The 23,980-nt window shown below is 62.6% G+C and carries 30 protein-coding genes; 29 read left to right on the top strand and 1 reads right to left on the bottom strand.

The features are described from left to right. Positions 1-18 precede the first annotated feature (18 nt). From ACFUTU_RS15520 to ACFUTU_RS15495, 6 genes are all read left to right on the top strand, one after another. The gene (locus ACFUTU_RS15520; RefSeq protein ID WP_377965770.1) at positions 19-3,918 is read left to right on the top strand and encodes a DNA-directed RNA polymerase subunit beta'; all 3,900 of its coding nucleotides are present in this window, start codon (positions 19-21) and stop codon (positions 3,916-3,918) included. Between the two features lie 361 nt (positions 3,919-4,279). Continuing rightward, complete coding sequence (gene rpsL, locus ACFUTU_RS15515) at positions 4,280-4,654, top strand: 30S ribosomal protein S12 (RefSeq protein WP_003803830.1); 375 nt, start codon at positions 4,280-4,282, stop codon at positions 4,652-4,654. A 1-nt stretch (position 4,655) separates the two neighbouring features. Next, the gene (rpsG, locus tag ACFUTU_RS15510) at positions 4,656-5,126 is read left to right on the top strand and encodes a 30S ribosomal protein S7 (RefSeq protein ID WP_003803829.1); all 471 of its coding nucleotides are present in this window, start codon (positions 4,656-4,658) and stop codon (positions 5,124-5,126) included. Positions 5,127-5,195: 69 nt separating this feature from the next. Further along, entirely contained in the window at positions 5,196-7,310 is a 2,115-nt protein-coding gene (fusA, locus tag ACFUTU_RS15505; RefSeq protein WP_377965768.1) for an elongation factor G, read from the top strand. A gap of 255 nt (positions 7,311-7,565) precedes the next feature. After that, positions 7,566-8,756, top strand: a complete 1,191-nt coding sequence (gene tuf / locus ACFUTU_RS15500) for an elongation factor Tu (RefSeq protein WP_076801216.1) — start codon at positions 7,566-7,568, stop codon at positions 8,754-8,756. A 159-nt stretch (positions 8,757-8,915) separates the two neighbouring features. Further along, the gene (locus tag ACFUTU_RS15495) at positions 8,916-9,041 is read left to right on the top strand and encodes a hypothetical protein (protein WP_257787652.1); all 126 of its coding nucleotides are present in this window, start codon (positions 8,916-8,918) and stop codon (positions 9,039-9,041) included. A 16-nt stretch (positions 9,042-9,057) separates the two neighbouring features. Here the strand turns inward: ACFUTU_RS15495 and ACFUTU_RS15490 are convergent, their stop codons facing one another. After that, positions 9,058-10,530: a GH1 family beta-glucosidase gene (locus tag ACFUTU_RS15490; RefSeq protein ID WP_377965766.1), complete on the bottom strand. Its 1,473-nt coding sequence runs from the start codon at positions 10,528-10,530 to the stop codon at positions 9,058-9,060. Between the two features lie 408 nt (positions 10,531-10,938). Here ACFUTU_RS15490 and rpsJ point away from each other — a divergent pair, with 408 nt between their 5' ends. The 23 genes from rpsJ (at position 10,939) to map (ending at position 23,887) form a co-directional block, all read left to right on the top strand. Further along, positions 10,939-11,247: a 30S ribosomal protein S10 gene (rpsJ, locus tag ACFUTU_RS15485; RefSeq protein ID WP_003803825.1), complete on the top strand. Its 309-nt coding sequence runs from the start codon at positions 10,939-10,941 to the stop codon at positions 11,245-11,247. A gap of 17 nt (positions 11,248-11,264) precedes the next feature. Then, positions 11,265-11,915, top strand: coding sequence for a 50S ribosomal protein L3 (gene rplC, locus ACFUTU_RS15480; RefSeq protein ID WP_076801220.1), 651 nt, complete (start codon positions 11,265-11,267; stop codon positions 11,913-11,915). 4 nt (positions 11,916-11,919) lie between these two features. After that, positions 11,920-12,540, top strand: coding sequence for a 50S ribosomal protein L4 (gene rplD / locus ACFUTU_RS15475; RefSeq protein WP_377965764.1), 621 nt, complete (start codon positions 11,920-11,922; stop codon positions 12,538-12,540). Next, a complete protein-coding gene (rplW, locus tag ACFUTU_RS15470) occupies positions 12,537-12,842 on the top strand; it encodes a 50S ribosomal protein L23 (protein ID WP_011692807.1) in 306 nt (101 codons plus the stop codon). The genes rplD and rplW overlap by 4 nt, the downstream gene beginning before the upstream one ends. Positions 12,843-12,871: 29 nt before the next feature. Further along, positions 12,872-13,711 (top strand): 50S ribosomal protein L2, encoded by an 840-nt coding sequence (rplB, locus tag ACFUTU_RS15465; RefSeq protein ID WP_003803804.1) that lies wholly within the window; start codon positions 12,872-12,874, stop codon positions 13,709-13,711. A 12-nt stretch (positions 13,712-13,723) separates the two neighbouring features. Beyond that, positions 13,724-14,005, top strand: coding sequence for a 30S ribosomal protein S19 (rpsS, locus tag ACFUTU_RS15460; RefSeq protein WP_003803803.1), 282 nt, complete (start codon positions 13,724-13,726; stop codon positions 14,003-14,005). Positions 14,006-14,043: 38 nt separating this feature from the next. Beyond that, a complete protein-coding gene (rplV, locus tag ACFUTU_RS15455) occupies positions 14,044-14,409 on the top strand; it encodes a 50S ribosomal protein L22 (RefSeq protein ID WP_003803798.1) in 366 nt (121 codons plus the stop codon). Further along, positions 14,410-15,225, top strand: coding sequence for a 30S ribosomal protein S3 (gene rpsC, locus ACFUTU_RS15450; RefSeq protein WP_076801226.1), 816 nt, complete (start codon positions 14,410-14,412; stop codon positions 15,223-15,225). It begins immediately after the preceding gene. Beyond that, complete coding sequence (gene rplP, locus ACFUTU_RS15445; protein WP_076801229.1) at positions 15,226-15,642, top strand: 50S ribosomal protein L16; 417 nt, start codon at positions 15,226-15,228, stop codon at positions 15,640-15,642. Between the two features lie 2 nt (positions 15,643-15,644). Then, positions 15,645-15,974, top strand: coding sequence for a 50S ribosomal protein L29 (rpmC, locus tag ACFUTU_RS15440; RefSeq protein WP_003803792.1), 330 nt, complete (start codon positions 15,645-15,647; stop codon positions 15,972-15,974). Continuing rightward, the gene (gene rpsQ, locus ACFUTU_RS15435) at positions 15,971-16,276 is read left to right on the top strand and encodes a 30S ribosomal protein S17 (protein ID WP_076801234.1); all 306 of its coding nucleotides are present in this window, start codon (positions 15,971-15,973) and stop codon (positions 16,274-16,276) included. Before rpmC ends, rpsQ begins: the two co-directional genes overlap by 4 nt. Positions 16,277-16,708: 432 nt before the next feature. Then, the gene (rplN, locus tag ACFUTU_RS15430) at positions 16,709-17,077 is read left to right on the top strand and encodes a 50S ribosomal protein L14 (RefSeq protein WP_003803789.1); all 369 of its coding nucleotides are present in this window, start codon (positions 16,709-16,711) and stop codon (positions 17,075-17,077) included. Between the two features lie 3 nt (positions 17,078-17,080). After that, a complete protein-coding gene (rplX, locus tag ACFUTU_RS15425; protein ID WP_377965762.1) occupies positions 17,081-17,440 on the top strand; it encodes a 50S ribosomal protein L24 in 360 nt (119 codons plus the stop codon). After that, complete coding sequence (gene rplE, locus ACFUTU_RS15420; RefSeq protein WP_377965760.1) at positions 17,440-18,021, top strand: 50S ribosomal protein L5; 582 nt, start codon at positions 17,440-17,442, stop codon at positions 18,019-18,021. The genes rplX and rplE overlap by 1 nt, the downstream gene beginning before the upstream one ends. Positions 18,022-18,103: 82 nt before the next feature. Beyond that, a complete protein-coding gene (gene rpsH / locus ACFUTU_RS15415; RefSeq protein ID WP_018769139.1) occupies positions 18,104-18,502 on the top strand; it encodes a 30S ribosomal protein S8 in 399 nt (132 codons plus the stop codon). An 18-nt stretch (positions 18,503-18,520) separates the two neighbouring features. Next, positions 18,521-19,057 (top strand): 50S ribosomal protein L6, encoded by a 537-nt coding sequence (gene rplF / locus ACFUTU_RS15410; protein ID WP_377965758.1) that lies wholly within the window; start codon positions 18,521-18,523, stop codon positions 19,055-19,057. A gap of 2 nt (positions 19,058-19,059) precedes the next feature. After that, the gene (gene rplR / locus ACFUTU_RS15405; protein WP_003803763.1) at positions 19,060-19,443 is read left to right on the top strand and encodes a 50S ribosomal protein L18; all 384 of its coding nucleotides are present in this window, start codon (positions 19,060-19,062) and stop codon (positions 19,441-19,443) included. Further along, on the top strand, positions 19,440-20,156 hold the full coding sequence (rpsE, locus tag ACFUTU_RS15400; RefSeq protein WP_377965756.1) for a 30S ribosomal protein S5: 717 nt from the start codon (positions 19,440-19,442) through the stop codon (positions 20,154-20,156). The genes rplR and rpsE overlap by 4 nt, the downstream gene beginning before the upstream one ends. Before the next feature lie 3 nt (positions 20,157-20,159). Beyond that, on the top strand, positions 20,160-20,366 hold the full coding sequence (gene rpmD / locus ACFUTU_RS15395; protein ID WP_003803757.1) for a 50S ribosomal protein L30: 207 nt from the start codon (positions 20,160-20,162) through the stop codon (positions 20,364-20,366). Then, complete coding sequence (gene rplO / locus ACFUTU_RS15390; RefSeq protein ID WP_377965754.1) at positions 20,366-20,848, top strand: 50S ribosomal protein L15; 483 nt, start codon at positions 20,366-20,368, stop codon at positions 20,846-20,848. Before rpmD ends, rplO begins: the two co-directional genes overlap by 1 nt. A 196-nt stretch (positions 20,849-21,044) precedes the next feature. Beyond that, the gene (gene secY / locus ACFUTU_RS15385; protein WP_377965752.1) at positions 21,045-22,355 is read left to right on the top strand and encodes a preprotein translocase subunit SecY; all 1,311 of its coding nucleotides are present in this window, start codon (positions 21,045-21,047) and stop codon (positions 22,353-22,355) included. 5 nt (positions 22,356-22,360) lie between these two features. Continuing rightward, entirely contained in the window at positions 22,361-22,930 is a 570-nt protein-coding gene (locus ACFUTU_RS15380; protein WP_377965816.1) for an adenylate kinase, read from the top strand. A 126-nt stretch (positions 22,931-23,056) separates the two neighbouring features. Continuing rightward, entirely contained in the window at positions 23,057-23,887 is an 831-nt protein-coding gene (gene map / locus ACFUTU_RS15375; protein ID WP_377965750.1) for a type I methionyl aminopeptidase, read from the top strand. Positions 23,888-23,980 lie beyond the last annotated feature (93 nt).

Raw genomic sequence — 23,980 nt, 5'->3', positions numbered from 1 at the left:
AGAGAGAACAGGGACCATATGTCCAGCGAATCCTCCTTCGGCCTCATGCAGATCGGCCTCGCCACCGCGGAAGACATCCGCGGCTGGTCATACGGCGAGGTTAAGAAGCCGGAAACCATCAACTACCGCACGCTCAAGCCCGAGAAGGACGGCCTCTTCTGCGAGAAGATCTTCGGCCCGTCCCGTGACTGGGAATGCTACTGCGGCAAGTACAAGCGCGTGCGCTTCAAGGGCATCATCTGTGAGCGGTGTGGCGTTGAAGTCACCCGCGCCAAGGTACGCCGTGAGCGCATGGGCCACATCGAACTGGCTGCTCCCGTAACCCACATCTGGTACTTCAAGGGTGTTCCGTCCCGCCTGGGCTACCTCCTTGACCTGGCTCCGAAGGACCTCGAAAAGGTCATCTACTTCGCTGCCTACATGATCACCAGCGTTGACGAAGAGAACCGCCACGCGGAACTGCCCAACCTGCAGGTTGAGCACGACGTCGAGAAGAAGCAGCTGATCGACAACCGCGACTCCGACATCGCCGCGATCGCCCGCGACCTCGAGAACGAGCTTGCCCGTCTTGAGGGTGAGGGTGCCAAGGCTGCCGACAAGAAGAAGGCACGCGACTCCGCTGACCGCCAGATGGCGAACGTCCGCAAGCGCGCCGACGCCGAGATCGAGCGCCTCGAGCAGGTCTGGGACCGCTTCAAGAACCTCAAGGTCGCCGACCTCGAAGGTGACGAGGGCCTGTACCGCGAACTGCGTGACCGCTACGGCATGTACTTCGAAGGCTCCATGGGTGCCGAAGCCATCAAGAAGCGCCTTGAGAACTTCGACATGCAGGCCGAGTCCGACAACCTGCGCGACGTCATCGCCAACGGCAAGGGCCAGCGCAAGACCCGCGCCCTGAAGCGCCTGAAGGTGGTCAACGCGTTCCTGACCACCAACAACAGCCCGCTCGGCATGGTGCTGGACGCCGTCCCGGTGATCCCGCCGGAACTGCGCCCGATGGTCCAGCTCGACGGTGGCCGCTTCGCGACCTCCGACCTCAACGACCTCTACCGCCGCGTGATCAACCGCAACAACCGGCTCAAGCGACTGCTTGACCTGGGTGCTCCGGAGATCATCGTCAACAACGAGAAGCGCATGCTTCAGGAAGCTGTTGACAGCCTCTTCGACAACGGCCGCCGCGGCCGTCCGGTCACGGGTCCGGGCAACCGTCCGCTGAAGTCCCTGAGCGACATGCTCAAGGGCAAGCAGGGCCGTTTCCGCCAGAACCTGCTCGGCAAGCGCGTCGACTACTCGGGCCGTTCGGTCATCGTCGTCGGCCCGCAGCTGAAGCTGCACCAGTGCGGCCTGCCCAAGCAGATGGCCCTGGAGCTCTTCAAGCCGTTCGTGATGAAGCGCCTGGTTGACCTCAACCACGCCCAGAACATCAAGTCGGCCAAGCGCATGGTGGAGCGTTACCGTCCGCAGGTCTGGGACGTGCTCGAAGAGATCATCACCGAACACCCGGTGCTGCTCAACCGTGCACCTACCCTGCACCGCCTCGGTATCCAGGCATTCGAGCCGCAGCTTGTTGAAGGCAAGGCCATCCAGCTCCACCCGCTGGTTTGTGGCGCGTTCAACGCTGACTTCGACGGCGACCAGATGGCAGTCCACCTGCCGCTGAGCCCCGAAGCCCAGGCTGAGGCCCGCATCCTGATGCTGTCCTCCAACAACATCCTGAAGCCGTCCGACGGCCGCCCGGTCACCCTGCCTTCGCAGGATATGATCATCGGCCTCTACCACCTGACCACCAAGCGTGTCGGATCAGCTGGTGAAGGACGCGTCTTCGGCTCGGTGTCCGAGGCCATCATGGCGTTCGACGCACACGAACTGCACCTGAACTCCCAGGTCAAGATCCGTCTCGAGGGCTTCGTTCCTTACGCCGGCTGGGAAGCTCCGGAAGGCTGGGAGCCGGGTCAGCCCGCACTGGTGGACACCTCCCTGGGCCAGGTCCTCTTCAACGAGACCCTGCCCGAGGACTACCCGTGGGTTGAGGCTGTTGCCGACAAGGGCGAGCTGTCCCGCATCGTCAACGACCTCGCGGAGCGCTACCCGAAGGTTGTCACCGCCGCAACGCTGGACAACCTGAAGGACGCCGGTTTCTACTGGGCCACCCGCTCGGGCGTCACCGTCGCCATCTCCGACATCGAGGTTCCGGACGCCAAGCCGGCCATCCTTGCCGGTTACGAGGAGCGCGCCGCCAAGATCCAGGGCCAGTACGACAAGGGCCTGATCGACGACGACGAGCGCCGCCAGGAACTGATCGAGATCTGGAACAAGGCGACCAACGAAATCGCCCAGGTCATGCGCGACAGCCTGTCCCCGATGAACACCATCAACCGCATGGTGTCCTCCGGTGCACGTGGTAACTGGATGCAGGTCCGCCAGATCGCGGGTATCCGTGGCCTGGTGGCCAACCCGAAGGGTGAAATCATCCCGCGTCCGATCAAGTCCTCCTACCGTGAGGGCCTGTCGGTGCTGGAATACTTCATCGCGACGCACGGTGCACGTAAGGGTCTGGCCGATACCGCCCTGCGTACCGCCAACTCGGGTTACCTGACCCGTCGTCTGGTGGACGTTTCGCAGGACGTCATCGTCCGTGAAGAGGACTGCGGCACCGAGCGCGGCCTTGTCACGCCGATCGCCGTGGTTGACGCCAACGGCGAGCTGACCCTGGACGAGAACGTCGAGAACAGCGCCTACGCCCGTACGCTGGCCGTGGACGTCGTCGACTCCAAGGGCAATGTCCTGGCTCCGGCCGGCACCGACTGCGGTGACGTCGTGATCGCTGAGCTGTTCGCAGCCGGCATCACCGAGGTCAAGGTCCGCTCCGTGCTCACCTGTGAGTCCAGCGTCGGAACCTGTGCCCTGTGCTACGGCCGTTCGCTGGCCACCGGCAAGACCGTGGACATCGGTGAAGCTGTGGGCATCATCGCTGCACAGTCCATCGGTGAACCCGGTACGCAGCTGACCATGCGTACGTTCCACACCGGTGGTGCTGTTTCCGCCAGCGGTGGCGACGACATCACCCAGGGTCTGCCCCGTATCCAGGAGCTCTTCGAAGCCCGTACCCCGAAGGGTGTGGCGCCGATTGCGGAAGCAGCCGGCCGCGTCACCATCGAGGAATCCGAGCGCCAGATGCGCCTGGTGATCACTCCGGACGACGGTTCCGAAGAGATCGCCTACCCCGTCTTGCGCCGGTCGCGCCTGCTGATCGAGGACGGCCAGCACGTGTCGGTGGGCCAGAAGCTCATCAACGGTCCGGTCGACCCTAAGCAGGTCCTGCGCATCATGGGTCCGCGTGCCGCTCAGAAGTTCCTCGTGGACGAAGTGCAGGGCGTGTACCGCAGCCAGGGCATTGGCATCCACGACAAGCACGTGGAAGTCATCGTCCGCCAGATGCTGCGCCGCGTCACGGTCATCGAATCCGGCGACTCCGACCTGCTCCCCGGTGAGCTGGCAGAGCGCGCCCGGTTCGAGGACGCCAACCGCCGTGTTGTATCCGAGGGCAAGACTCCGGCTTCCGGACGTCCCGAGCTCATGGGTATCACCAAGGCGTCGCTGGCCACCGAGTCCTGGCTGTCGGCCGCTTCCTTCCAGGAGACCACCCGCGTCCTCACGCAGGCGGCCATGGAAGGCAAGAGCGACCCGCTGCTCGGCCTCAAGGAGAACGTCATCATCGGTAAGCTGATCCCCGCCGGCACGGGCCTCCCGCGCTACACGGAGATCACGGTGGAGCCGACTGAAGAAGCAAAGGCCAACCTGTTCACCGGCCCGAGCGCGTTCAGCGACTTCTCCTACGACACGCTGGGCGGCGACGGGGCTCCTGAGTTCCACGCTATCCCGCTGGATGACTACGACCTGGGCAACGACTTCCGCTGACCAGTAGTCGCCAGACAAATGAAGGACCCCGCACTTACTCAGTGCGGGGTCCTTCCCCGTTGCATCCCGGACCCTTGCGCCCTACACCCGATTAAGGCTCTAGATCAAGCCATGCTAGACTTTGTGTAATTGTTCTGTGTGGCAGTGGATGAAGGCCGCCGCAGCATCATTTTGGTTTTGTTCTCATGGTGCTGGGTGGAGCCTGTTTCCGGGTTGCGGGCAACGTGCGCAACGAATGCCGCACTTTTGCACGCCCATCTGGTTTCCCGCCTAGGCCGCAAGGACAACGCCAAAGCTTTCACGCACACACAGGCCTATGCCTGGCGCGGGGGCAGAGATCAAACCAACGGAGAACACGAAAGTGCCTACGATTAACCAGCTGGTCCGCAAGGGCCGCACGCCGAAGGTCTCCAAGACCAAGGCTCCCGCGCTTAAGGGCAGCCCGATGCGCCGCGGTGTTTGCACCCGCGTTTACACCACCACCCCGAAGAAGCCGAACTCGGCTCTGCGTAAGGTTGCACGTGTGCGCCTCAACGGTGGCATTGAAGTTACCGCCTACATCCCCGGTGTTGGCCACAACCTCCAGGAGCACTCCATTGTGCTCGTTCGTGGTGGTCGTGTGAAGGACCTCCCCGGTGTCCGCTACAAGATCGTCCGCGGTGCCCTCGATACCCAGGGTGTCAAGAACCGTAAGCAGGCACGCAGCCGCTACGGCGCAAAGATGGAGAAGAAGTAATATGCCTCGCAAGGGTCCGGCCCCCAAGCGGCCGCTCGTATCAGATCCCGTCTACGGCTCCCCGCTGGTTACCCAGCTGATCAACAAGGTGCTGGTTGACGGCAAGAAGTCCACCGCCGAGCGCATTGTTTACGGTGCCCTCGAAGGTGCTCGCGCCAAGTCCGGCGGCGACCCCGTTGCAGCCCTCAAGAAGGCCATGGACAACGTCAAGCCTTCCCTCGAGGTCCGCTCCCGCCGTGTCGGTGGCGCCACCTACCAGGTTCCGGTTGAGGTTAAGCCGGGTCGCTCCACCGCCCTCGCCCTGCGTTGGCTGGTCGGCTACTCCAAGGCCCGCCGCGAAAAGACGATGACCGAGCGCCTCCAGAACGAAATCCTGGATGCCTCGAACGGTCTCGGTGCCGCTGTGAAGCGTCGCGAAGACACCCACAAGATGGCCGAGTCCAACAAGGCCTTCGCCCACTACCGCTGGTAAAACTTCCCGTACGCCGCCGGCTCAACCGAGCCGGCGGCGAACGCGTAGTCCATCCGAAAGGGAGACACCGTGGCACAGGACGTGCTTACAGACCTTAGTAAGGTCCGCAACATCGGCATCATGGCCCACATTGATGCCGGCAAGACCACCACCACCGAGCGCATCCTGTTCTACACAGGTGTGAACCACAAGATTGGCGAAACGCACGACGGCGCTTCGACCACTGACTGGATGGAACAGGAAAAGGAACGCGGCATCACCATCACGTCTGCCGCCGTGACCTGCTTCTGGGAAAACAACCAGATCAACATCATCGACACCCCCGGCCACGTGGACTTCACGGTTGAGGTTGAGCGCTCCCTGCGCGTCCTCGACGGTGCCGTTGCCGTCTTCGATGGCAAGGAAGGCGTTGAGCCGCAGTCTGAGACCGTTTGGCGCCAGGCTGACAAGTACAACGTTCCGCGTATCTGCTTCGTCAACAAGATGGACAAGCTCGGCGCTGACTTCTACTTCACCGTAGACACCATCATCAGCCGCCTGGGTGCCAAGCCGCTGGTCATGCAGCTGCCCATCGGTGCCGAGAACGACTTCATCGGCGTCGTGGACCTGCTCTACATGCGCGCTCTGGTGTGGCCCGGCGATGCCAAGGGTGACGTGACCATGGGTGCCAAGTACGAGATCCAGGAGATCCCGGCTGACCTCCAGGCCAAGGCCGAGGAATACCGTGCCGCCCTCGTGGAGACCGTTGCCGAGTCCTCCGAGGAACTCATGGAGAAGTACCTCGAAGGCGAAGAGCTCAGCATCGACGAGCTCAAGGCCGGCATCCGCAAGATGACCATCAACTCCGAGCTGTACCCGGTCTTCTGTGGCTCCGCCTTCAAGAACCGCGGTGTCCAGCCGATGCTTGACGCCGTCGTCGACTACCTGCCGAACCCGCTCGACGTTCCTCCGATGATCGGTCACGACCCGAAGGACGAAGAGAAGGAACTGACCCGCAAGCCGTCCGCCGAAGAGCCCTTCTCCGCTCTCGCGTTCAAGATTGCGGCCCACCCGTTCTTCGGCCAGCTCACCTTCGTCCGCGTGTACTCCGGTCACGTGGAATCCGGCGCCCAGGTGGTCAACTCCACCAAGGGCAAGAAGGAGCGCATCGGCAAGCTGTTCCAGATGCACGCCAACAAGGAAATGCCCGTCGAGGCAGCCACCGCCGGCCACATCTACGCAGCCATCGGTCTGAAGGACACCACCACCGGCGACACCCTGTGTGACGCCAGCAACCAGATCGTGCTCGAGTCCATGAGCTTCCCGGAGCCCGTGATCTCTGTTGCCATCGAGCCGAACACCAAGGGTGACCAGGAGAAGCTCTCCACGGCCATCCAGAAGCTCTCCGCTGAGGACCCGACCTTCCAGGTCTCCCTCAACGAAGACACCGGCCAGACCATCATCGCCGGCATGGGCGAGCTCCACCTGGACATCCTGGTGGACCGCATGCGCCGCGAATTCAAGGTCGAGGCCAACGTTGGCAAGCCGCAGGTTGCCTACCGCGAAACCATCAAGCGTGCCGTGGAGCGCCACGACTACACGCACAAGAAGCAGACCGGTGGTTCTGGCCAGTTCGCAAAGGTCCAGATCGCCATCGAACCGCTGGACACCGCGGAAGGCGAGCTGTACGAGTTCGAGAACAAGGTCACCGGTGGCCGCGTTCCGCGCGAGTACATCCCGTCGGTTGACGCCGGTATCCAGGATGCGCTGAACGACGGCGTCCTGGCTGGTTACCCGGTTGTCGGCATCAAGGCAACGCTGATTGACGGCGCGTACCACGATGTTGACTCCTCGGAAATGGCCTTCAAGATCGCCGGCCGGATGGCTTTCAAGGAAGCCGCACGCAAGGCGAACCCTGTTCTGCTCGAACCGCTGATGGATGTCGAGGTCCGCACCCCTGAGGAATACATGGGTGACGTTATCGGTGACCTCAACTCCCGCCGTGGCCAGATGCAGTCCATGGAAGACGCAGCAGGTGTCAAGGTTGTCCGCGCGCACGTCCCGCTGTCCGGCATGTTCGGCTACATCGGTGACCTGCGCTCCAAGACCCAGGGCCGCGCTGTTTACTCCATGACGTTCAACAGCTACGCCGAGGTCCCGAAGGCAGTTGCCGACGAGATCATCCAGAAGTCCCGCGGCGAGTAGTCCCCAGGACTGTCCACGCGACAAGCTGCGAAAAACCGGGTGGGTTTCCCCTGCGGAACACACCCAGTGCGGATGGCCGGGACATTGGTTCCGGCCGGGTTCCGGCCATCAGCACGAACAGGCTCTAGGCACTAGTATTAGTTCCTGAATCTGCAATTTCATCAATCCAAAGCCCCCAGATAGACTTACTGGAGTTTCTGCCGCGATAAGCGCGGTCGAAGGTAAGCCATTTGAAAAACGTTCTAGGAGGAACCTGTGGCAAAGGCAAAGTTCGAGCGGACTAAGCCGCACGTTAACATCGGTACCATCGGTCACGTTGACCACGGTAAGACGACGTTGACGGCCGCCATTTCCAAGGTGCTGTACGACAAGTACCCGACTCTCAACGAGAAGCGTGACTTCGCGTCGATCGACTCTGCTCCGGAAGAGCGTCAGCGCGGCATTACCATCAACATCTCCCACGTTGAGTACCAGACCGAGAAGCGCCACTACGCACACGTAGACGCTCCGGGTCACGCTGACTACATCAAGAACATGATCACCGGTGCTGCCCAGATGGACGGCGCAATCCTCGTGGTTGCCGCTACTGACGGCCCGATGGCTCAGACCCGCGAGCACGTTCTGCTCGCCCGCCAGGTTGGTGTTCCCTACCTGCTGGTCGCGCTGAACAAGGCAGACATGGTTGAGGACGAGGAACTCCTCGACCTCGTCGAAATGGAAGTTCGTGAGCTCCTGAGCTCGCAGGGCTTCGACGGCGACGACGCCCCGGTTATCCGCGTTTCCGGCCTGAAGGCCCTGGAAGGCGACCCGGAGTGGGTCAAGTCCGTTGAGGACCTGATGGCTGCTGTCGACGAGTCCGTTCCGGACCCCGTACGTGACCGCGACAAGCCGTTCCTGATGCCGATCGAAGACGTCTTCACCATCACCGGCCGTGGCACCGTTGTGACGGGCCGCGCCGAGCGCGGTACCCTCGCCATCAACTCCGAGGTCGAGATCGTCGGTATCCGCCCGGTCCAGAAGACCACCGTTACCGGTATCGAGATGTTCCACAAGCAGCTCGACGAAGCATGGGCCGGCGAGAACTGTGGCCTGCTGCTCCGCGGTCTGAAGCGCGACGACGTCGAGCGTGGCCAGGTTGTCGTCAAGCCGGGTTCCATCACCCCGCACACCGACTTCGAGGCCAACGTCTACATCCTGTCCAAGGACGAAGGCGGACGTCACAATCCGTTCTACTCGAACTACCGCCCGCAGTTCTACTTCCGTACCACGGACGTGACCGGCGTTATCACCCTGCCGGAAGGCACCGAAATGGTTATGCCCGGTGACAACACCGAGATGACCGTTGCGCTGATCCAGCCGATCGCTATGGAAGAGGGCCTCGGCTTCGCTATCCGTGAAGGCGGCCGCACCGTTGGTTCGGGACGTGTCACCAAGATCATCAAGTAACTCTTGCTGATCGCAGGCCTAACAGCCTGATCTTCGAAAACAGCCCCGCTGCTTCTGGCAGCGGGGCTGTTTTTGTATCAGTGCATCCGCACTGCGGGCAGCGGGCCGCCCCTGATAAGGTGAGGGCTCACGAACGGTTCGTGGCTAAGAGGGAGCATCATGGGTTGGCTTATTTTCCTGCTGGTGGTTGTCGCCGTTGTGGTGGGCGTTTTTTGGGTGAAGAAGAACTTCCGCCACGAGATTGAGCGCGCCAAGCGCATCAACCGCGCCAACAAGAACCAGTAAACGCGCCTCCTGCTATTTAGGCTGCGCCGGTTCGCGCCCGGCAGATTGCCTGCAGCCAGTAGAACGACTTCTTCGGCGTCCGCTTGAGCGTTTCGAAGTCCACATGCACCAGGCCGAAGCGCTGTGAATACCCGGCGGCCCACTCGAAGTTGTCCATGAACGTCCAGACGAAGTAGCCCAGCAGATCCACGTCGTGCGCGATGCCGCCGGGCGCCGTTGAGCTGACCGCCTGGCCTAGATGGTCTGCCAGGTACGCGATCCGCCGCGAGTCCGCGAGGGGTCCGGCCACGTGTTCGGGCTCAGGAAAGCTTGCGCCGCTCTCGGTGATGTACACCGGCGGCAGGGCTGGCCCGTACCTGTCCTTGAGTTCGCGCAGCAGAATGCCCAGATGTTCCGGCGCCACCGGCCAGCCGAACCCGGTGGTGGAATATTCCGGGAAAGCGGCCAGGTGGAATGGTAGCCGGGACATGGCTTCCGCGTTGCCGGTTGGCGTACTTGGCGGCCCCTGTCCCGCGGCCACCCGGACAGGGTAGTAGTAGTTCACCCCGTAGAAGTCGATGGGCTGGCTGATCAGGCGGAGGTCGTCGTCGGACGTCCGGGACAAAAACCTGAACCACGGGCGCGCAGCAAGCGGGGGATCCGGGTAACGGCCCAACAGGATGGGGTCTGCATAAATCCGGTTGAGGACAAGGTCGAAGACCCTGGCCAGCAGCCTGTCGGCCAGCCGCCGCGTGGCGGGGCGGACGGGGGAGTGCAGGTTGGTGACGCCAATGGACCCGGTGACCCCGGCGGCCCGGAGGGCCTGGACCGCGAGCCCGTGGCCGAGCAGCTGGTGATGGACCGAGGGCAGTGCGTTGAACAGCAGGTCGCGGCCGGGTGCATGGACACCGAGGGCGTAGCCGTTCAGGGTGACGGAGACGGGCTCGTTGAGCGTGACCCACTGCGCCACCCTATCGCCGAGCCGGTGTCCGGCGGCCGCCGCGTACTCCGCGAAACGTTCCGCGGTGGCCCGGTTCATCCAGCCGCCGGCATGCTCCAAAGGCAGGGGAGTGTCCCAGTGGTAGAGCGTGGCCATGGGGGAGATGCCGGCCGCCAGCAGCAGGTCCACCAGCCGGTCGTAGAAGTCCAGGCCGCGTGGGTTGGCTGAGCCGCGGCCCTCCGGCTGGACCCGCGGCCACGCGATCGAGAACCGGTATGAGTCGATGCCGAGCTCGCGCATGAGGGCAACGTCCTCCGGCACACGGTTATAGTGGTCACAGGCCACCGCCGGCGAATTCCCGTCACGGATGCTGCCCGGCTTGGCCGCAAAGGCATCCCACCCCGACGGGCCGCGGCCGTCCGCCGCGAGCGCGCCCTCGATCTGGAAGGCGGCCGCGGCAACGCCCAGGGTGAAGTCCGGCCGCAGGCGCCCGGCAAGCTCCCGGACTGCGTCGTCGTTGACTGCGGGGCCGCCGGCCTCGTTTCCGGTGGCGGCATTCTGCACGGCCATTCACCCATCATCCAACCGCCAAAGGCGGGCGGCAATGGGCGCGGTGGACCGCTGGGAGGGCGGGGCAGGAGGGCCGCGAGGGCCCGATTCGCATCCTCGCACAATTTCCGGCATACTAGATGAGTTGTTCAAGCGCTTCTTCGCGTCCCGATCCGGATAATGCCGGGTGCCAGGGTCCAGGCTGAAGCCCAAACATAACCCAATCCCCCTTGAGGAACTGCGGGCTTGTGCGTTCTGCACAGCGCGACACGCCCGACCGCGGGGGTCGGGTGCGCCGGCAGGTTGAGGAACCCGGATTCATCCGGATTCAGCTTGTGCGGCGGGTGGTGGTTACGACCTCAAATGCTTCGGCAGCCATACAACACGCAAGTAAACAGAGCAGCACTTACTGAAAGAGAGTCAGGCGACATGGCGGGACAAAAAATCCGCATCCGGCTGAAGTCATACGACCACGAGGTCATTGACGTTTCAGCCCGGAAGATCGTTGAGACGGTCACGCGCGCAGGCGCAACGGTAGTCGGCCCGGTGCCGCTGCCCACGGAGAAGAACGTGTACTGCGTTATCCGCTCTCCGCACAAGTACAAGGACAGCCGCGAGCACTTTGAAATGCGCACGCACAAGCGTCTGATCGACATCATCGACCCCACGCCCAAGGCTGTTGACTCGCTCATGCGTCTCGACCTGCCGGCCGACGTGAACATCGAAATCAAGCTGTAGGGAGGTGCTGAGAGACTATGACCGCAACCCGTAACGTAAAGGGCCTGCTGGGCACGAAGCTCGGCATGACCCAGGTCTGGGACGAGAACAACAAGCTCATCCCCGTCACTGTTGTCCAGGCTGACTCCAACGTCATCACCCAGCTGCGCAACGCAGAGACCGATGGCTACGTCGCCGTTCAGATCGGCTACGGCCAGATCGATCCCCGCAAGGTCACCAAGCCGCTGGCTGGTCACTTTGAAAAGGCAGGCGTCACGCCTCGCCGCCACGTCGTCGAACTGCGCACCGCAGATGCTGACTCTTACGAGCTGGGCCAGGAGCTTTCTGTTGAGCTCTTCGAAGCCGGCCAGAAGATCGACGTCATCGGCACCACCAAGGGTAAGGGCTTCGCCGGTGTTATGAAGCGTCACGGCTTCTCCGGTGTTGGCGCCTCCCACGGTGCCCACAAGAACCACCGTAAGCCCGGTTCAATCGGTGGCGCATCCACCCCGAGCCGCGTCTTCAAGGGCATGAGAATGGCCGGCCGCATGGGCGCCGTTCGTCACACCACGCTGAACCTCACCGTTCACGCGGTTGACGTCGAGAAGTCGCTGCTCCTGATCAAGGGCGCCGTTCCGGGTGCCCGCGGCCAGGTCGTATTCGTACGCACCGCCGTGAAGGGAGCCTAGTTCAATGGCTAACACTGTCAAGGTTGACCTGCCTGCAGAGATCTTCGACGTTCAGACCAACGTGCCGCTGCTGCACCAGGTCGTCGTTGCCCAGCTCGCTGCTGCTCGCCAGGGTACCCACAAGACCAAGACCCGCGCCGAGGTTTCCGGTGCAGGCCGCAAGCCGTTCAAGCAGAAGGGCACCGGCCGCGCCCGTCAGGGTTCCATCCGTGCTCCGCACATGACCGGCGGTGGCATCGTCCACGGGCCCACCCCGCGTGACTACGCCCAGCGGACCCCCAAGAAGATGATTGCTGCTGCACTGCGCGGCGCTCTCTCTGACCGCGCCCGCAACGGCCGCGTCCACGTCGTGTCTGAACTGGTTGCCGGCGACAAGCCGTCCTCCAAGGCAGCACTGGCAACCCTGCGCGGAGTTTCCGAGCGCAAGAACCTGCTGGTCGTCATCGAGCGCGCCAACGACGTTGCTGCACTGTCCGTGCGCAACCTCGCGGAAGTTCACGTCCTGTACGTGGACCAGCTGAACACCTACGACGTCCTCATTTCCGACGACGTAGTCTTCACTCAGGCTGCCTACGAAGCATTCGTTGCTGACAAGGCTGCAAAGAACCAGGAGGATGCCAAGTGAGCGCAGCCACCATCAAGGACCCGCGCGACGTCGTGCTTGCACCCGTCGTTTCGGAAAAGAGCTACGGCCTGATCGACGAGGGCAAGTACACCTTCCTGGTGGACCCCCGGTCGAACAAGACCGAGATCAAGCTGGCCGTGGAGAAGATCTTCTCCGTCAAGGTCGAATCGATCAACACCATCAACCGTGCCGGTAAGCGCAAGCGCACCAAATTCGGATGGGGCACCCGCAAGAACACCAAGCGTGCCATTGTGACCCTCAAAGAAGGCACTATCGACATCTTCGGCGGTCCGCTCGCGTAGCGGAGACCACTTTAACGAGGAAATAAATTATGGGAATCCGTAAGTACAAGCCGACTACGCCGGGCCGTCGCGGCTCGAGCGTAGCTGACTTCACCGAAATCACGCGGTCGACGCCGGAAAAGTCGTTGGTACGTCCGCTGCCCAAGAAGGGCGGCCGTAACAACACCGGTAAGATCACCACCCGTCACAAGGGTGGCGGACACAAGCGCCAGTACCGTCTGATCGACTTCCGTCGCCACGACAAGGACGGCGTCAACGCCCGCGTTGCCGAAATCGAGTACGATCCGAACCGCACGGCTCGCATCGCCCTCCTGCACTACGTTGATGGCACCAAGCGCTACATCATCGCCCCGAACAAGCTCTCCCAGGGCGACTTCGTGGAAGCCGGCGCCAACGCTGACATCAAGCCTGGCAACAACCTGCCCCTGCGCAACATCCCCGTGGGTACTGTTATCCACGCGGTTGAGCTGCGCCCGGGCGGCGGTGCCAAGATGGCCCGCTCCGCCGGTGCTTCTGTTCAGCTCGTCGCCAAGGAAGGCCGTTTCGCCCAGCTGCGTCTGCCCTCCGGTGAAATCCGCAACGTTGACGTGCGCTGCCGCGCAACGATCGGCGAGGTCGGCAACGCCGAGCAGTCGAACATCAACTGGGGTAAGGCCGGCCGTATGCGGTGGAAGGGCGTTCGCCCGACCGTCCGTGGTGTTGCCATGAACCCGGTTGACCACCCGCACGGTGGTGGTGAAGGTAAGACCTCCGGTGGTCGCCACCCGGTCAACCCGAACGGTAAGCCTGAAGGCCGCACCCGCCGCCCCAACAAAGAGAGCGACAAGCTTATTGTTCGTCGCCGTCGTACTGGCAAGAACAAGCGATAGGAGCCTGGACACATGCCACGCAGCCTGAAAAAAGGTCCTTTCGTTGACCAGCACCTCTTTGTGAAGGTCGCAAGGGAAAACGAAAAGGGCACCAAGAACGTCATCAAGACCTGGTCCCGCCGCTCGATGATCATCCCCGACATGCTCGGGCACACGATCGCCGTGCACGACGGACGCAAGCACATCCCGGTGTTTGTCACCGAGTCGATGGTCGGGCACAAGCTCGGCGAATTCGCTCCCACGCGGACATTCCGCGGCCATGTCAAGGACGACCGTAAGGGCAAGCGCCGCTAGGCGCCTGCACTTACGTCAAAGACGAGAGAAGGAAAGCAATGGAAGCCAAGGCAATTGCGCGCCACATCCGCGTAACGCCTATGAAGGCCCGGCGCGTCGTCAACCTTGTTCGTGGGAAGCAAGCGAACGAGGCTCTGGCAATTCTGAAGTTTGCCCCGCAGGCAGCTTCGGAGCCGGTATTCAAGGTAGTTCAGTCGGCAATCTCCAACGCCCGGGTCCTCGCGGACCGCGACGGTGTTGCGTTTGACGAAGGTGACCTCATCATCAGCGAAGCGTTTGTTGATGAAGGCCCGACCATGAAGCGGTTCCAGCCGCGTGCCCAGGGTCGTGCATTTCAGATCAAGAAGCGCACCAGCCACATCACCGTGGTAGTCGCTACCCCGGAGAAAGAGGAGGCTCGCTAAGTGGGACAGAAAGTAAACCCGCACGGGTTCCGACTCGGCGTCACCACCGATCACGTATCGCACTGGTTCGCTGACAGCACCAAGTCCGGCCAGCGGTACAAGGACTTCGTTCGCGAAGACATCCGCATCCGCCAGCTCATGTCCACGGGCATGGAGCGCGCCGGCATCGCCAAGGTCGAGATCGAGCGCACCCGCGACCGCGTCCGCGTGGACATCCACACGGCACGTCCGGGCATCGTCATCGGCCGCCGCGGCGCCGAGGCCGACCGCATCCGCGGCGAGCTCGAAAAGCTCACCGGCAAGCAGGTCCAGCTGAACATCCTCGAGGTCAAGAACCCCGAGATGGAAGCCCAGCTTGTTGCCCAGGGTGTTGCCGAGCAGCTGACCTCCCGCGTGGCTTTCCGCCGCGCAATGAAGAAGGCCATGCAGTCCGCACAGCGTGCCGGTGCCAAGGGCATCCGTATCGCGTGCTCCGGCCGTCTCGGTGGCGCTGAAATGTCCCGCTCGGAGTTCTACCGCGAAGGCCGTGTGCCCCTGCACACCCTCCGCGCGAACATCGACTACGGCTTCTACGAAGCCAAGACCACCTTCGGCCGCATCGGCGTGAAGGTCTGGATCTACAAGGGCGACGTCACGTCCAAGGAACTGGCTCAGCAGGCAGCTGCTGCCCCGTCCCGCGGCCGCTCCGGCGACCGTCCGGGCCGCCCGGGTGGCGCTGACCGCGGTGACCGCCGCCGTCGCACCGAACGTCCGGCAGCCGAAGCTCCTGCAGCTGAAGCCGCACCGGCACAGGCAGCAGAAGGAGGACAGGCTTAAATGCTTATCCCACGTCGAGTCAAGCACCGTAAGCAGCACCACCCGGGTCGTTCCGGCGCTGCTACGGGCGGCACCAAGGTTTCGTTCGGCGAGTTCGGTATCCAGGCCCTGAGCCCGGCATACGTCACGAACCGCCAGATCGAATCTGCCCGTATCGCGATGACCCGCCACATCAAGCGTGGCGGTAAGGTCTGGATCAACATCTACCCGGACCGTCCGCTGACCAAGAAGCCTGCCGAAACCCGCATGGGTTCCGGTAAGGGTTCGCCGGAATGGTGGGTCGCCAACGTCAAGCCGGGCCGGGTTCTCTTCGAACTCTCCGGTGTCAATGAAGAGGTAGCTCGCGAGGCCCTGCGCCTGGCAATCCACAAGCTGCCGTTGAAGGCACGCATTGTGCGTCGCGAAGGTGGTGAATAGAAATGGCAGTAGGGTCGAAGGATCTCGCACCCGCACAGCTGGACGGTTTCGACAACGAGCGTCTCGTTGAAGAACTCCGCAAGTCCAAGGAAGAGCTGTTCAACCTGCGTTTCCAGTCCGCCACCGGACAGCTGGAGAACCACGGTCGTCTGCGCGCGGTAAAGAAGGACATCGCACGCATCTACACCGTTCTCCGTGAGCGCGAGCTGGGCATTCGTGCCGAGGTTGCCGCACCGGTTGTGGAAGCCAAGGAAGAAAAGAAGTCCAAGAAGTCTGCAGCGAAGAAGGCTGAAAAGCCTGCCGAGGCTGAGACCGAGGAGGACGCCAAGTGAGTGAAAAGGACGAGAACGTGACGGAAACTGCTACGGCAGCTACGGCTGAGCAGCGCGGTTACCGTAAGACGCGTCGCGGCTACGTGGTCTCTGACAAGATGGACAAGACCATCGTTGTCCAGGTTGAAGACCGCGTGAAGCACGCCCTGTACGGCAAGGTCATCCGCCGCACCTCCAAGGTCAAGGCACACGACGAGCAGAACACCGCCGGCATCGGCGACCTGGTTGTCATCGCCGAGACCCGGCCGCTGTCCGCCACCAAGAACTGGCGGCTCGTGGAAATCCTCGAAAAGGCCAAGTAACACCCCGCAGCCTGGCTGCAATGGAAACCCCCGCTCCCTTTGGGAGCGGGGGTTTCCGCGTTACGTGGGGGAGCGGCCTACTAAGCGGGAAGAGGCCGACGGCGGGACGCGCGCCGGCAGTACCGGTCGCCGTCGTACGTTGCGGGCGAGGGCTGACTGGTGATATGGAGCCTGGCCCAAACTGTGCTAAGATTTTGAGTTTGTATGGCGCCTTTTGTGTGCCGACAGCAAACCTCGTAAACAATCGTGCCACGGCATAGTGCCCCCTTGCGCCTTCACGGGCTTGGGAAGCAACTGTTTGTGGCACGGGCGTTTAGGCCTGGTCTGGCAAAATCCAGTCAGGTCCAGAGACACCCCGATCAACCGTTCCGCAAGGCTCATTCCGTAGCAGGATTTTCGGTCTGAGAACCGGCGCGACGCAAGGAGTAAATAGTGATTCAGCAGGAGTCGCGACTGAAGGTCGCCGACAACACGGGTGCTAAGGAAATCCTTACCATTCGCGTTCTCGGTGGATCCGGCCGTCGCTACGCAGGCATCGGCGACGTCATCGTCGCCACCGTCAAGGATGCAATCCCGGGCGGCAACGTAAAGAAGGGCGACGTCGTCAAGGCTGTCATCGTCCGTACCAAGAAGGAACGCCGCCGTGCGGATGGTTCCTACATCAAGTTTGACGAGAACGCAGCCGTCATCCTGAAGAACGACGGTGACCCCCGCGGTACCCGTATCTTCGGACCGGTTGGTCGTGAACTCCGTGACAAGAAGTTCATGAAGATCGTTTCTCTGGCTCCGGAGGTGCTCTAGTCCATGGCTAAGATCAAGAAGGGTGACCTGGTACAGGTCATCACTGGCGCCAAGGCTGAGCGCGGCGGCGACCGTGGCAAGCAGGGCAAGGTCCTGCGCGTGTTCCCGGACACCAACCGCGTGCTGGTTGAGGGTATCAACCGCGTTACCAAGCACACCAAGGTCGGTCAGTCGCAGCGCGGCACCAAGACCGGCGGCATCGAGGTTGTCGAGGCCCCGATCCACGTTTCCAACGTGGCTCTGGTTGACCCGTCCACCAAGAAGCCGACCCGCGTTGGTTTCCGCCTCGAGACCGTAGAGAAGGACGGCGTTAAGAAGACCGTCCGCATCCGCGTGGCCAAGAGCTCCGGGAAGGACATCTAATGACTGAGACTCTCGAGACTCCGGCAACGAAGATCGTTCCTCGTCTGAAGACCAAGTACGCCGAATCCATCAAGTCTGCCCTGCAGGATGAATTCAAGTACGAGAACGTGAACCAGGTTCCCCGTCTGGTCAAGGTTGTTGTGAACATGGGTGTTGGAGATGCCGCCAAGGACTCCAAGCTGATCGACGGCGCTGTCCGCGACCTCACCCTGATCACCGGCCAGAAGCCGCAGGTCACCAAGGCCCGCAAGTCCATCGCCCAGTTCAAGCTGCGCGAAGGCATGCCGATTGGTGCACACGCAACCCTGCGTGGCGACCGCATGTGGGAATTCGTGGACCGTCTGGTCACGCTGGCTCTGCCCCGTATCCGCGACTTCCGCGGCCTCAGCGGCAAGCAGTTCGATGGCAACGGCAACTACACCTTCGGTCTGACCGAGCAGGTTATGTTCCACGAGATCGACCAGGACTCCATCGACCGCACCCGCGGTATGGACATCACGGTTGTGACCACCGCCAAGACCGACGACGAAGGCCGCGCGCTGCTCAAGGCGCTTGGTTTCCCGTTCAAGACCGAAGCTTAATTAACTACGTAAAAGGTCCGGCCGCTGTGTTCCCCCGGGAGCAGAACGGCGGAAACCGTTACGAGGAAGGGCAAGTGCCCAAATGACTATGACAGATCCTGTCGCAGATATGCTTACGCGCCTGCGTAACGCAAACTCGGCATACCACGACTCCGTGTCTATGCCTTACAGCAAGCTGAAGGCTCGCGTTGCTGACATCCTCAAGGCCGAAGGTTTCATCGCCGGCTGGAAGGAAGAGGACGCTGAAGTCGGCAAGAAGCTGACCCTCGAGCTCAAGTTCGGTCCGAACCGCGAGCGTTCAATCGCGGGTGTCCGTCGCATTTCCAAGCCGGGTCTCCGCGTTTACGCGAAGTCCACCAACCTGCCTCACGTGCTGGGTGGCCTGGGTATCGCAATCCTGTCCACCTCTTCCGGCCTCCTGACTGACAAGCAGGCCGGCAAGAAGGGCGTGGGCGGCGAAGTCCTCGCATACGTCTGGTAACGGGAAAGGAAGAGAATAATGTCACGTATTGGACGTCTCCCCATCACCGTTCCTGCCGGCGTTGAGGTCAAGGTTGACGGCTCTGTCGTCAGCGTCAAGGGTTCCAAGGGCGAACTGAGCCACACTGTGGCCAGCCCGATCGAGGTTGCCCTGGAAGACAACACCCTGACCGTTACCCGCCCGAACGACGAGCGCGCCTCCCGTTCGCTCCACGGCCTGACCCGCACCCTGATCGCCAACATGATCCAGGGCGTCACCGCAGGCTACGAGAAGAAGCTTGAAATCGTCGGTACCGGTTACCGCGTTCAGGCCAAGGGATCTGACCTTGAGTTCGCTCTCGGCTACAGCCACCCGGTCAGCGTTTCGGCTCCGGCCGGCATCACCTTTGCAGTAGAGGGACCGACCAAGCTCTCTGTCTCAGGCATCAACAAGCAGCAGGTCGGCGAGGTTGCTGCCAACATTCGCAAGCTGCGCAAGCCTGACCCGTACAAGGGCAAGGGCATCCGCTACGCCGGCGAAGTCATCCGCCGCAAGGTCGGAAAGGCTGGTAAGTAACCATGGCCATCGCCATTAACAAGAAGCGTACGAACAAGAGCAAGTCTGCTTCGCGCAGCCGCCGCCAGCTTCGTATCCGCAAGCGCATCTCCGGTACGGCTGTACGTCCTCGCCTGGTCGTCAACCGTTCCGCACGCCACGTATTTGTCCAGGTTGTCGACGACACCATTGGCCAGACCGTAGCAAGCGCGTCCACTCTGGAAGCTGACCTTCGTGCATTCGACGGTGACAAGACTGCCAAGGCCAAGCGCGTTGGCGAGCTCGTTGCCGAGCGTGCCAAGGCTGCCGGCGTCGAAGCTGTTGTCTTCGACCGTGGTGGTAACAAGTACCACGGCCGGATCGCCGCCGTCGCTGACGGTGCACGCGAAGGTGGGCTGTCACTGTGACCGAAGCAAACAAGGAAAAGGACACTGTGTCTGCAGAAGAGAAGGCGACCGAAGCCGCAGCTGCTGAGACCACTGCCCCCGCCACCGAGGACCGCCGTGGTGGCGCCCGTCGCGGCGAGCGTGGCGACCGTGGCCAGGGCCGCGGCGACCGCGGTGGCCGTGGCGGCCGCGACGGCGGACGTGAAGCCGAGAAGAACCAGTTCGTAGAGCGCGTTGTTACCATCAACCGCGTTTCCAAGGTCGTCAAGGGTGGTCGTCGCTTCAGCTTCACCGCACTCGTCGTCGTTGGTGACGGCAACGGTCTGGTCGGCGTCGGCTACGGCAAGGCCAAGGAAGTTCCCGCTGCTATCGCCAAGGGCGTTGAAGAGGCCAAGAAGTCCTTCTTCCGCGTTCCCCGCGTTGGCAACACCATCCCGCACCGCGTTCAGGGTGAAGCGGCCGCTGGTGTCGTAATGCTGCGTCCGGCTTCCGCCGGTACCGGTGTTATCGCCGGTGGTCCGGTCCGTGCAGTACTGGAGTGCGTGGGCATCCACGACATCCTCTCCAAGTCGCTCGGTTCCTCCAACGCCATCAACATCGTTCACGCGACCGTTGATGCACTGAAGCGCCTCGAAGAGCCCGCAGCTGTGGCAGCACGCCGCAACCTGCCGCTGGACGAGGTTGCTCCGGCCGCCCTGGTGCGTTCGCTGATGAACCAGAAGGCAGGTGTCTAAGTCATGGCGAAGAACCTGACTCCCTCCGACGCCAAGTTGGAGATCACCCAGATCAAGGGCGTCATTGGCGCCAAGCAGAACCAGCGCGACACCCTGCGGTCCCTCGGCCTGAAGCGGATCGGACACACCGTTGTCCGCACCGCCGACGCCGTGACCGTAGGAATGCTCAACACGGTTCCGCACCTCGTGAATGTTGAGGAGGCGAAGTAATGGCAGAGAAGAACACCGCCGAGACCGCTGCTGAGAAGCAGAGCGCTCTGAAGGTTCACCACCTGCGTCCCGCCGCCGGTGCCAAGACCGCCAAGACCCGTGTTGGTCGTGGTGAGGCTTCCAAGGGTAAGACCGCCGGTCGCGGTACCAAGGGTACGAAGGCCCGCTACCAGGTGAAGGCTGGCTTTGCCGGCGGCCAGCTGCCGCTGCACATGCGCCTGCCGAAGCTGCGCGGCTTCAAGAACCCGTTCCGGGTTGAGTTCCAGGTTGTGAACCTGGAAAAGCTCAACGAGCTGTTCCCGGAAGGTGGCACTGTCACCGTGGAGGACCTGGTTGCAAAGGGTGCCGTTCGCAAGAACCAGCCCGTGAAGGTGCTTGGCACCGGCGACATCACCGTCAAGGTTGACGTCACCGCCCACGCTTTCTCAGCCAGCGCTTCTGAGAAGATCGCTGCAGCCGGCGGCTCCACCACCGCGCTCTAAGGGATTTACTCCCGGAGCCGGTGGGCGATAGCCTGCTGCGCAAACTCCCGGCACGGGGGCCGAGGCCCCTGTGCCGGGAGTTTTTTCATACCTATTGGGTCTTCAGGATTGTTCGCATGCCGCAAACACCGGTTAGACTCGGTTGTTGGGTTTATCGACCTGCATCACCAGACTTATTAACTACTGAGGAGGACGCTTGCTAAGCGCATTCGGCCGGGCGTTTCGAACGCCTGATCTGCGACGCAAGTTGTTGTTCACGCTGGGAATCATCACAATCTTCCGCTTGGGAGCTTTTATCCCCTCGCCCGGTGTGAGCTACCAGAATGTCCAGCAATGCTTGTCGAACGGGCAGACCCAGGGCGGGATCTACCAGCTCGTCAATCTTTTCAGCGGCGGTGCATTGCTGCAGGTCTCCATCTTCGCCCTGGGAATCATGCCGTACATCACGGCGAGCATCATCGTGCAGCTGCTGCGCGTGGTCATCCCGCGTTTCCAGCAGCTGTATGAGGAGGGTGCCTCCGGGCAGTCCAAGCTCACGCAGTACACGCGCTACCTGACCATCGCACTGGGCCTGCTGAACGCCACGACGCTGGTGTCGCTGGCGCGCTCCGGCCAGCTGCTGCCCGGCTGCAACCTGCCGATCATCCCGGACCAGAGCGTCATCACCACCATCCTCATCATCATCACGCTGACGGCCGGCACCGGCCTCATCATGTGGATGGGTGAACTCGTGACCGAGAAGGGCGTCGGCAACGGCATGTCCCTGCTGATCTTCACGGCCATCGCTGCCGGCTTCCCCACCTCGCTTGGCGCCATCTGGTCCGCGCAGGGCCCGGGGACGTTCTTCATCGTGCTCGCGATCGGCCTGCTGACGGTTGCCCTGGTTGTCTTCGTGGAGCAGTCCCAGCGCCGCATCCCGGTGCAGTACGCCAAGCGCATGATCGGGCGCCGGACCGTGGGCGGCACCAGCACGTACATTCCCATCAAGGTGAACATGGCCGGCGTCATTCCCGTCATCTTCGCTTCCTCGATGCTCTACCTGCCGGCGCTGATCTCCCAGTTCAACCAGCCGAAGGCGGGGGAGTCGATCCAGCCGTGGGTTGAATGGATCAACAACAACCTGACCCGCGGGGACCACCCCATCTACATGGCGCTGTACTTCGCCATGATTGTGTTCTTTACCTACTTCTATGTCGCGATCACCTTCAACCCTGAAGAGGTCAGCGACAACATGAAGAAATACGGCGGCTTCATTCCGGGTATCCGTGCCGGCAAGCCGACCGCGGATTACCTGCAGTACGTCCTGTCGCGCATCACGCTGCCCGGCGCCATCTACCTTGGCTTCGTGGCACTGATCCCGCTGGTGGCGCTCGTGCTGATCAACGCAAACCAGAACTTCCCGTTCGGTGGCACCTCGATCCTGATCATGGTGGGCGTTGGCCTGGAAACCGTCAAGCAAATTGACGCGCAGCTACAGCAGCGTCACTACGAAGGGCTATTGCGATGACCAGAATGTTGATTATCGGACCCCCGGGTTCGGGCAAGGGAACGCAGGCGGAACGCATCTCCGACCGTCTCGGCGTCGTTGCGATCTCCACCGGCGACATCTTCCGTGCCAACGTTAAGGGCGAGACGCCGCTCGGCGTCGAGGCCAAGAAGTACATGGACAACGGGGATTTCGTTCCGGACAGCGTGACCAACAAGATGGTGCGCGACCGGCTCAGCGAGGGTGACGTCGAAGACGGCTTCCTCCTGGACGGGTACCCGCGCACCACCGCCCAGGTTGACTACCTGGACCAGATCCTGGCCGACGGCGACCAGAAGCTGGACGTTGTCCTGCAGCTCACGGCCGATGACGAGGAACTCGTGCACCGCCTGCTGGGCCGTGCGAAGGAAACCGGCCGCAGTGACGACAACGAAGCCGTCATCCGCCACCGCCTTGACCTGTACCACGAGCAGACCGAGGCTGTTGTGGCCAAGTATGCCGAACGCGGCATCCTGACCCAGGTGGACGGCATCGGCCAGATCGACGAGGTTACCGACCGCGTCATGCAGGCCATCAAGTCAGCTCAGGCCGCCTGACATTAGTTCCAACGCTGCGAGGCTCCTCCCGGACCATGGGGAGGGGCCTCCGGCTTTTATCCCCGCACCCTGGACCGCAGGAAAGCGGCCAGCCGGGCAGGGGCACACTGAGAGGAAACACCGCTGATGGCATTCGGCCAGCCACGGATTGAATACAAGACCAACGCCCAGATGCGCACCATGCATGAGGCCGGGCTCGTCCTGAGCCGTGCGCTCGATGCCGCCGTGGCCGCCGCAGCCCCGGGCGTCACCACCCGGCAGCTCGACGAGGTCTTCGCGGCAGTGCTGCTGGAGGCCGGCGCCAAGTCCAACTTCCTGGGCTACCACGGGTTCCCTGCCAGCATCTGCACGTCCGTCAACGAGGAAGTGGTTCACGGCATCCCGGGGGAGAAGGTCCTGCAGGATGGGGACATCATTTCCATCGACGGCGGTGCGATCGTCAACGGCTGGCACTCCGACTCGGCCCGGACTGTCATCGTGGGAACCGCTGATCCCGAGGACCAGCGGCTCTCGGACGTCACCGAGGCCGCGATGTGGCACGGCATCGCGGGCCTGGCCAAAGGCAAGTTCGTCGGCGACATCGGCGCGGCCATCGACGACTACGTTTCCTCGGTGCCGGGCAAGCCGCTGGGCATCCTCGAGGACTATGTGGGCCACGGCATCGGCTCCGAGATGCACATGGCCCCCGACGTGCTGAACTACCGCACCAGCCACCGCGGCCCGAAGATCCGTCCCGGGCTGTGCCTGGCAATCGAACCGATGCTGGTGCGCGGCGGCATCGAAACGGCGGTCCTCGAGGACGACTGGACCGTGGTCACCACCGACGGCAAGCGCTCATGCCAGTGGGAGCACTCCGTGGCGGTCCACGAGAAGGGCATCTGGGTCCTCTCAGCTCCCGACGGCGGCGCCGCAAAGCTCGAGCCGCTAGGCGTGGTGCCGGTCCCGATCCCCAACTGACGCGCATTTAGCCGAGCGACACGCAAAATCCCTGGCGACACCGGAATTCCGGTGTCGCCAGGGATTTTGTGCGTCGTGGGGAAATTCCGTATC

The sequence above is a fragment of the Arthrobacter sp. NPDC057388 genome (genome assembly GCF_042668165.1).
In the GTDB taxonomy this organism is placed as follows: domain Bacteria; phylum Actinomycetota; class Actinomycetes; order Actinomycetales; family Micrococcaceae; genus Arthrobacter.
The sequence above is the reverse complement of the archived record's forward strand: the minus strand, read 5'-3'. Positions and strand labels throughout refer to the sequence as shown.

What these genes read in the sequence shown, in the direction of transcription:
- rplR (WP_003803763.1), top strand. Translation starts at nt 19,060, where the DNA reads ATGGCCATCGCCATTAACAAGAAGCGTACGAACAAGAGCAAGTCTGCT.
- rpmD (WP_003803757.1), top strand. Translation starts at nt 20,160, where the DNA reads ATGGCGAAGAACCTGACTCCCTCCGACGCCAAGTTGGAGATCACCCAG.
- rpsJ (WP_003803825.1), top strand. Translation starts at nt 10,939, where the DNA reads ATGGCGGGACAAAAAATCCGCATCCGGCTGAAGTCATACGACCACGAG.
- rplC (WP_076801220.1), top strand. Translation starts at nt 11,265, where the DNA reads ATGACCGCAACCCGTAACGTAAAGGGCCTGCTGGGCACGAAGCTCGGC.
- rpsS (WP_003803803.1), top strand. Translation starts at nt 13,724, where the DNA reads ATGCCACGCAGCCTGAAAAAAGGTCCTTTCGTTGACCAGCACCTCTTT.
- rpmC (WP_003803792.1), top strand. Translation starts at nt 15,645, where the DNA reads ATGGCAGTAGGGTCGAAGGATCTCGCACCCGCACAGCTGGACGGTTTC.
- rplP (WP_076801229.1), top strand. Translation starts at nt 15,226, where the DNA reads ATGCTTATCCCACGTCGAGTCAAGCACCGTAAGCAGCACCACCCGGGT.
- rplF (WP_377965758.1), top strand. Translation starts at nt 18,521, where the DNA reads ATGTCACGTATTGGACGTCTCCCCATCACCGTTCCTGCCGGCGTTGAG.
- ACFUTU_RS15495 (WP_257787652.1), top strand. Translation starts at nt 8,916, where the DNA reads ATGGGTTGGCTTATTTTCCTGCTGGTGGTTGTCGCCGTTGTGGTGGGC.
- ACFUTU_RS15520 (WP_377965770.1), top strand. Translation starts at nt 19, where the DNA reads ATGTCCAGCGAATCCTCCTTCGGCCTCATGCAGATCGGCCTCGCCACC.
- rpsH (WP_018769139.1), top strand. Translation starts at nt 18,104, where the DNA reads ATGACTATGACAGATCCTGTCGCAGATATGCTTACGCGCCTGCGTAAC.
- rplE (WP_377965760.1), top strand. Translation starts at nt 17,440, where the DNA reads ATGACTGAGACTCTCGAGACTCCGGCAACGAAGATCGTTCCTCGTCTG.
- rplD (WP_377965764.1), top strand. Translation starts at nt 11,920, where the DNA reads ATGGCTAACACTGTCAAGGTTGACCTGCCTGCAGAGATCTTCGACGTT.
- rplB (WP_003803804.1), top strand. Translation starts at nt 12,872, where the DNA reads ATGGGAATCCGTAAGTACAAGCCGACTACGCCGGGCCGTCGCGGCTCG.
- rpsG (WP_003803829.1), top strand. Translation starts at nt 4,656, where the DNA reads ATGCCTCGCAAGGGTCCGGCCCCCAAGCGGCCGCTCGTATCAGATCCC.
- ACFUTU_RS15490 (WP_377965766.1), bottom strand. Translation starts at nt 10,530, where the DNA reads ATGGCCGTGCAGAATGCCGCCACCGGAAACGAGGCCGGCGGCCCCGCA.
- map (WP_377965750.1), top strand. Translation starts at nt 23,057, where the DNA reads ATGGCATTCGGCCAGCCACGGATTGAATACAAGACCAACGCCCAGATG.
- rplV (WP_003803798.1), top strand. Translation starts at nt 14,044, where the DNA reads ATGGAAGCCAAGGCAATTGCGCGCCACATCCGCGTAACGCCTATGAAG.
- rplX (WP_377965762.1), top strand. Translation starts at nt 17,081, where the DNA reads ATGGCTAAGATCAAGAAGGGTGACCTGGTACAGGTCATCACTGGCGCC.
- ACFUTU_RS15380 (WP_377965816.1), top strand. Translation starts at nt 22,361, where the DNA reads ATGTTGATTATCGGACCCCCGGGTTCGGGCAAGGGAACGCAGGCGGAA.
- rplO (WP_377965754.1), top strand. Translation starts at nt 20,366, where the DNA reads ATGGCAGAGAAGAACACCGCCGAGACCGCTGCTGAGAAGCAGAGCGCT.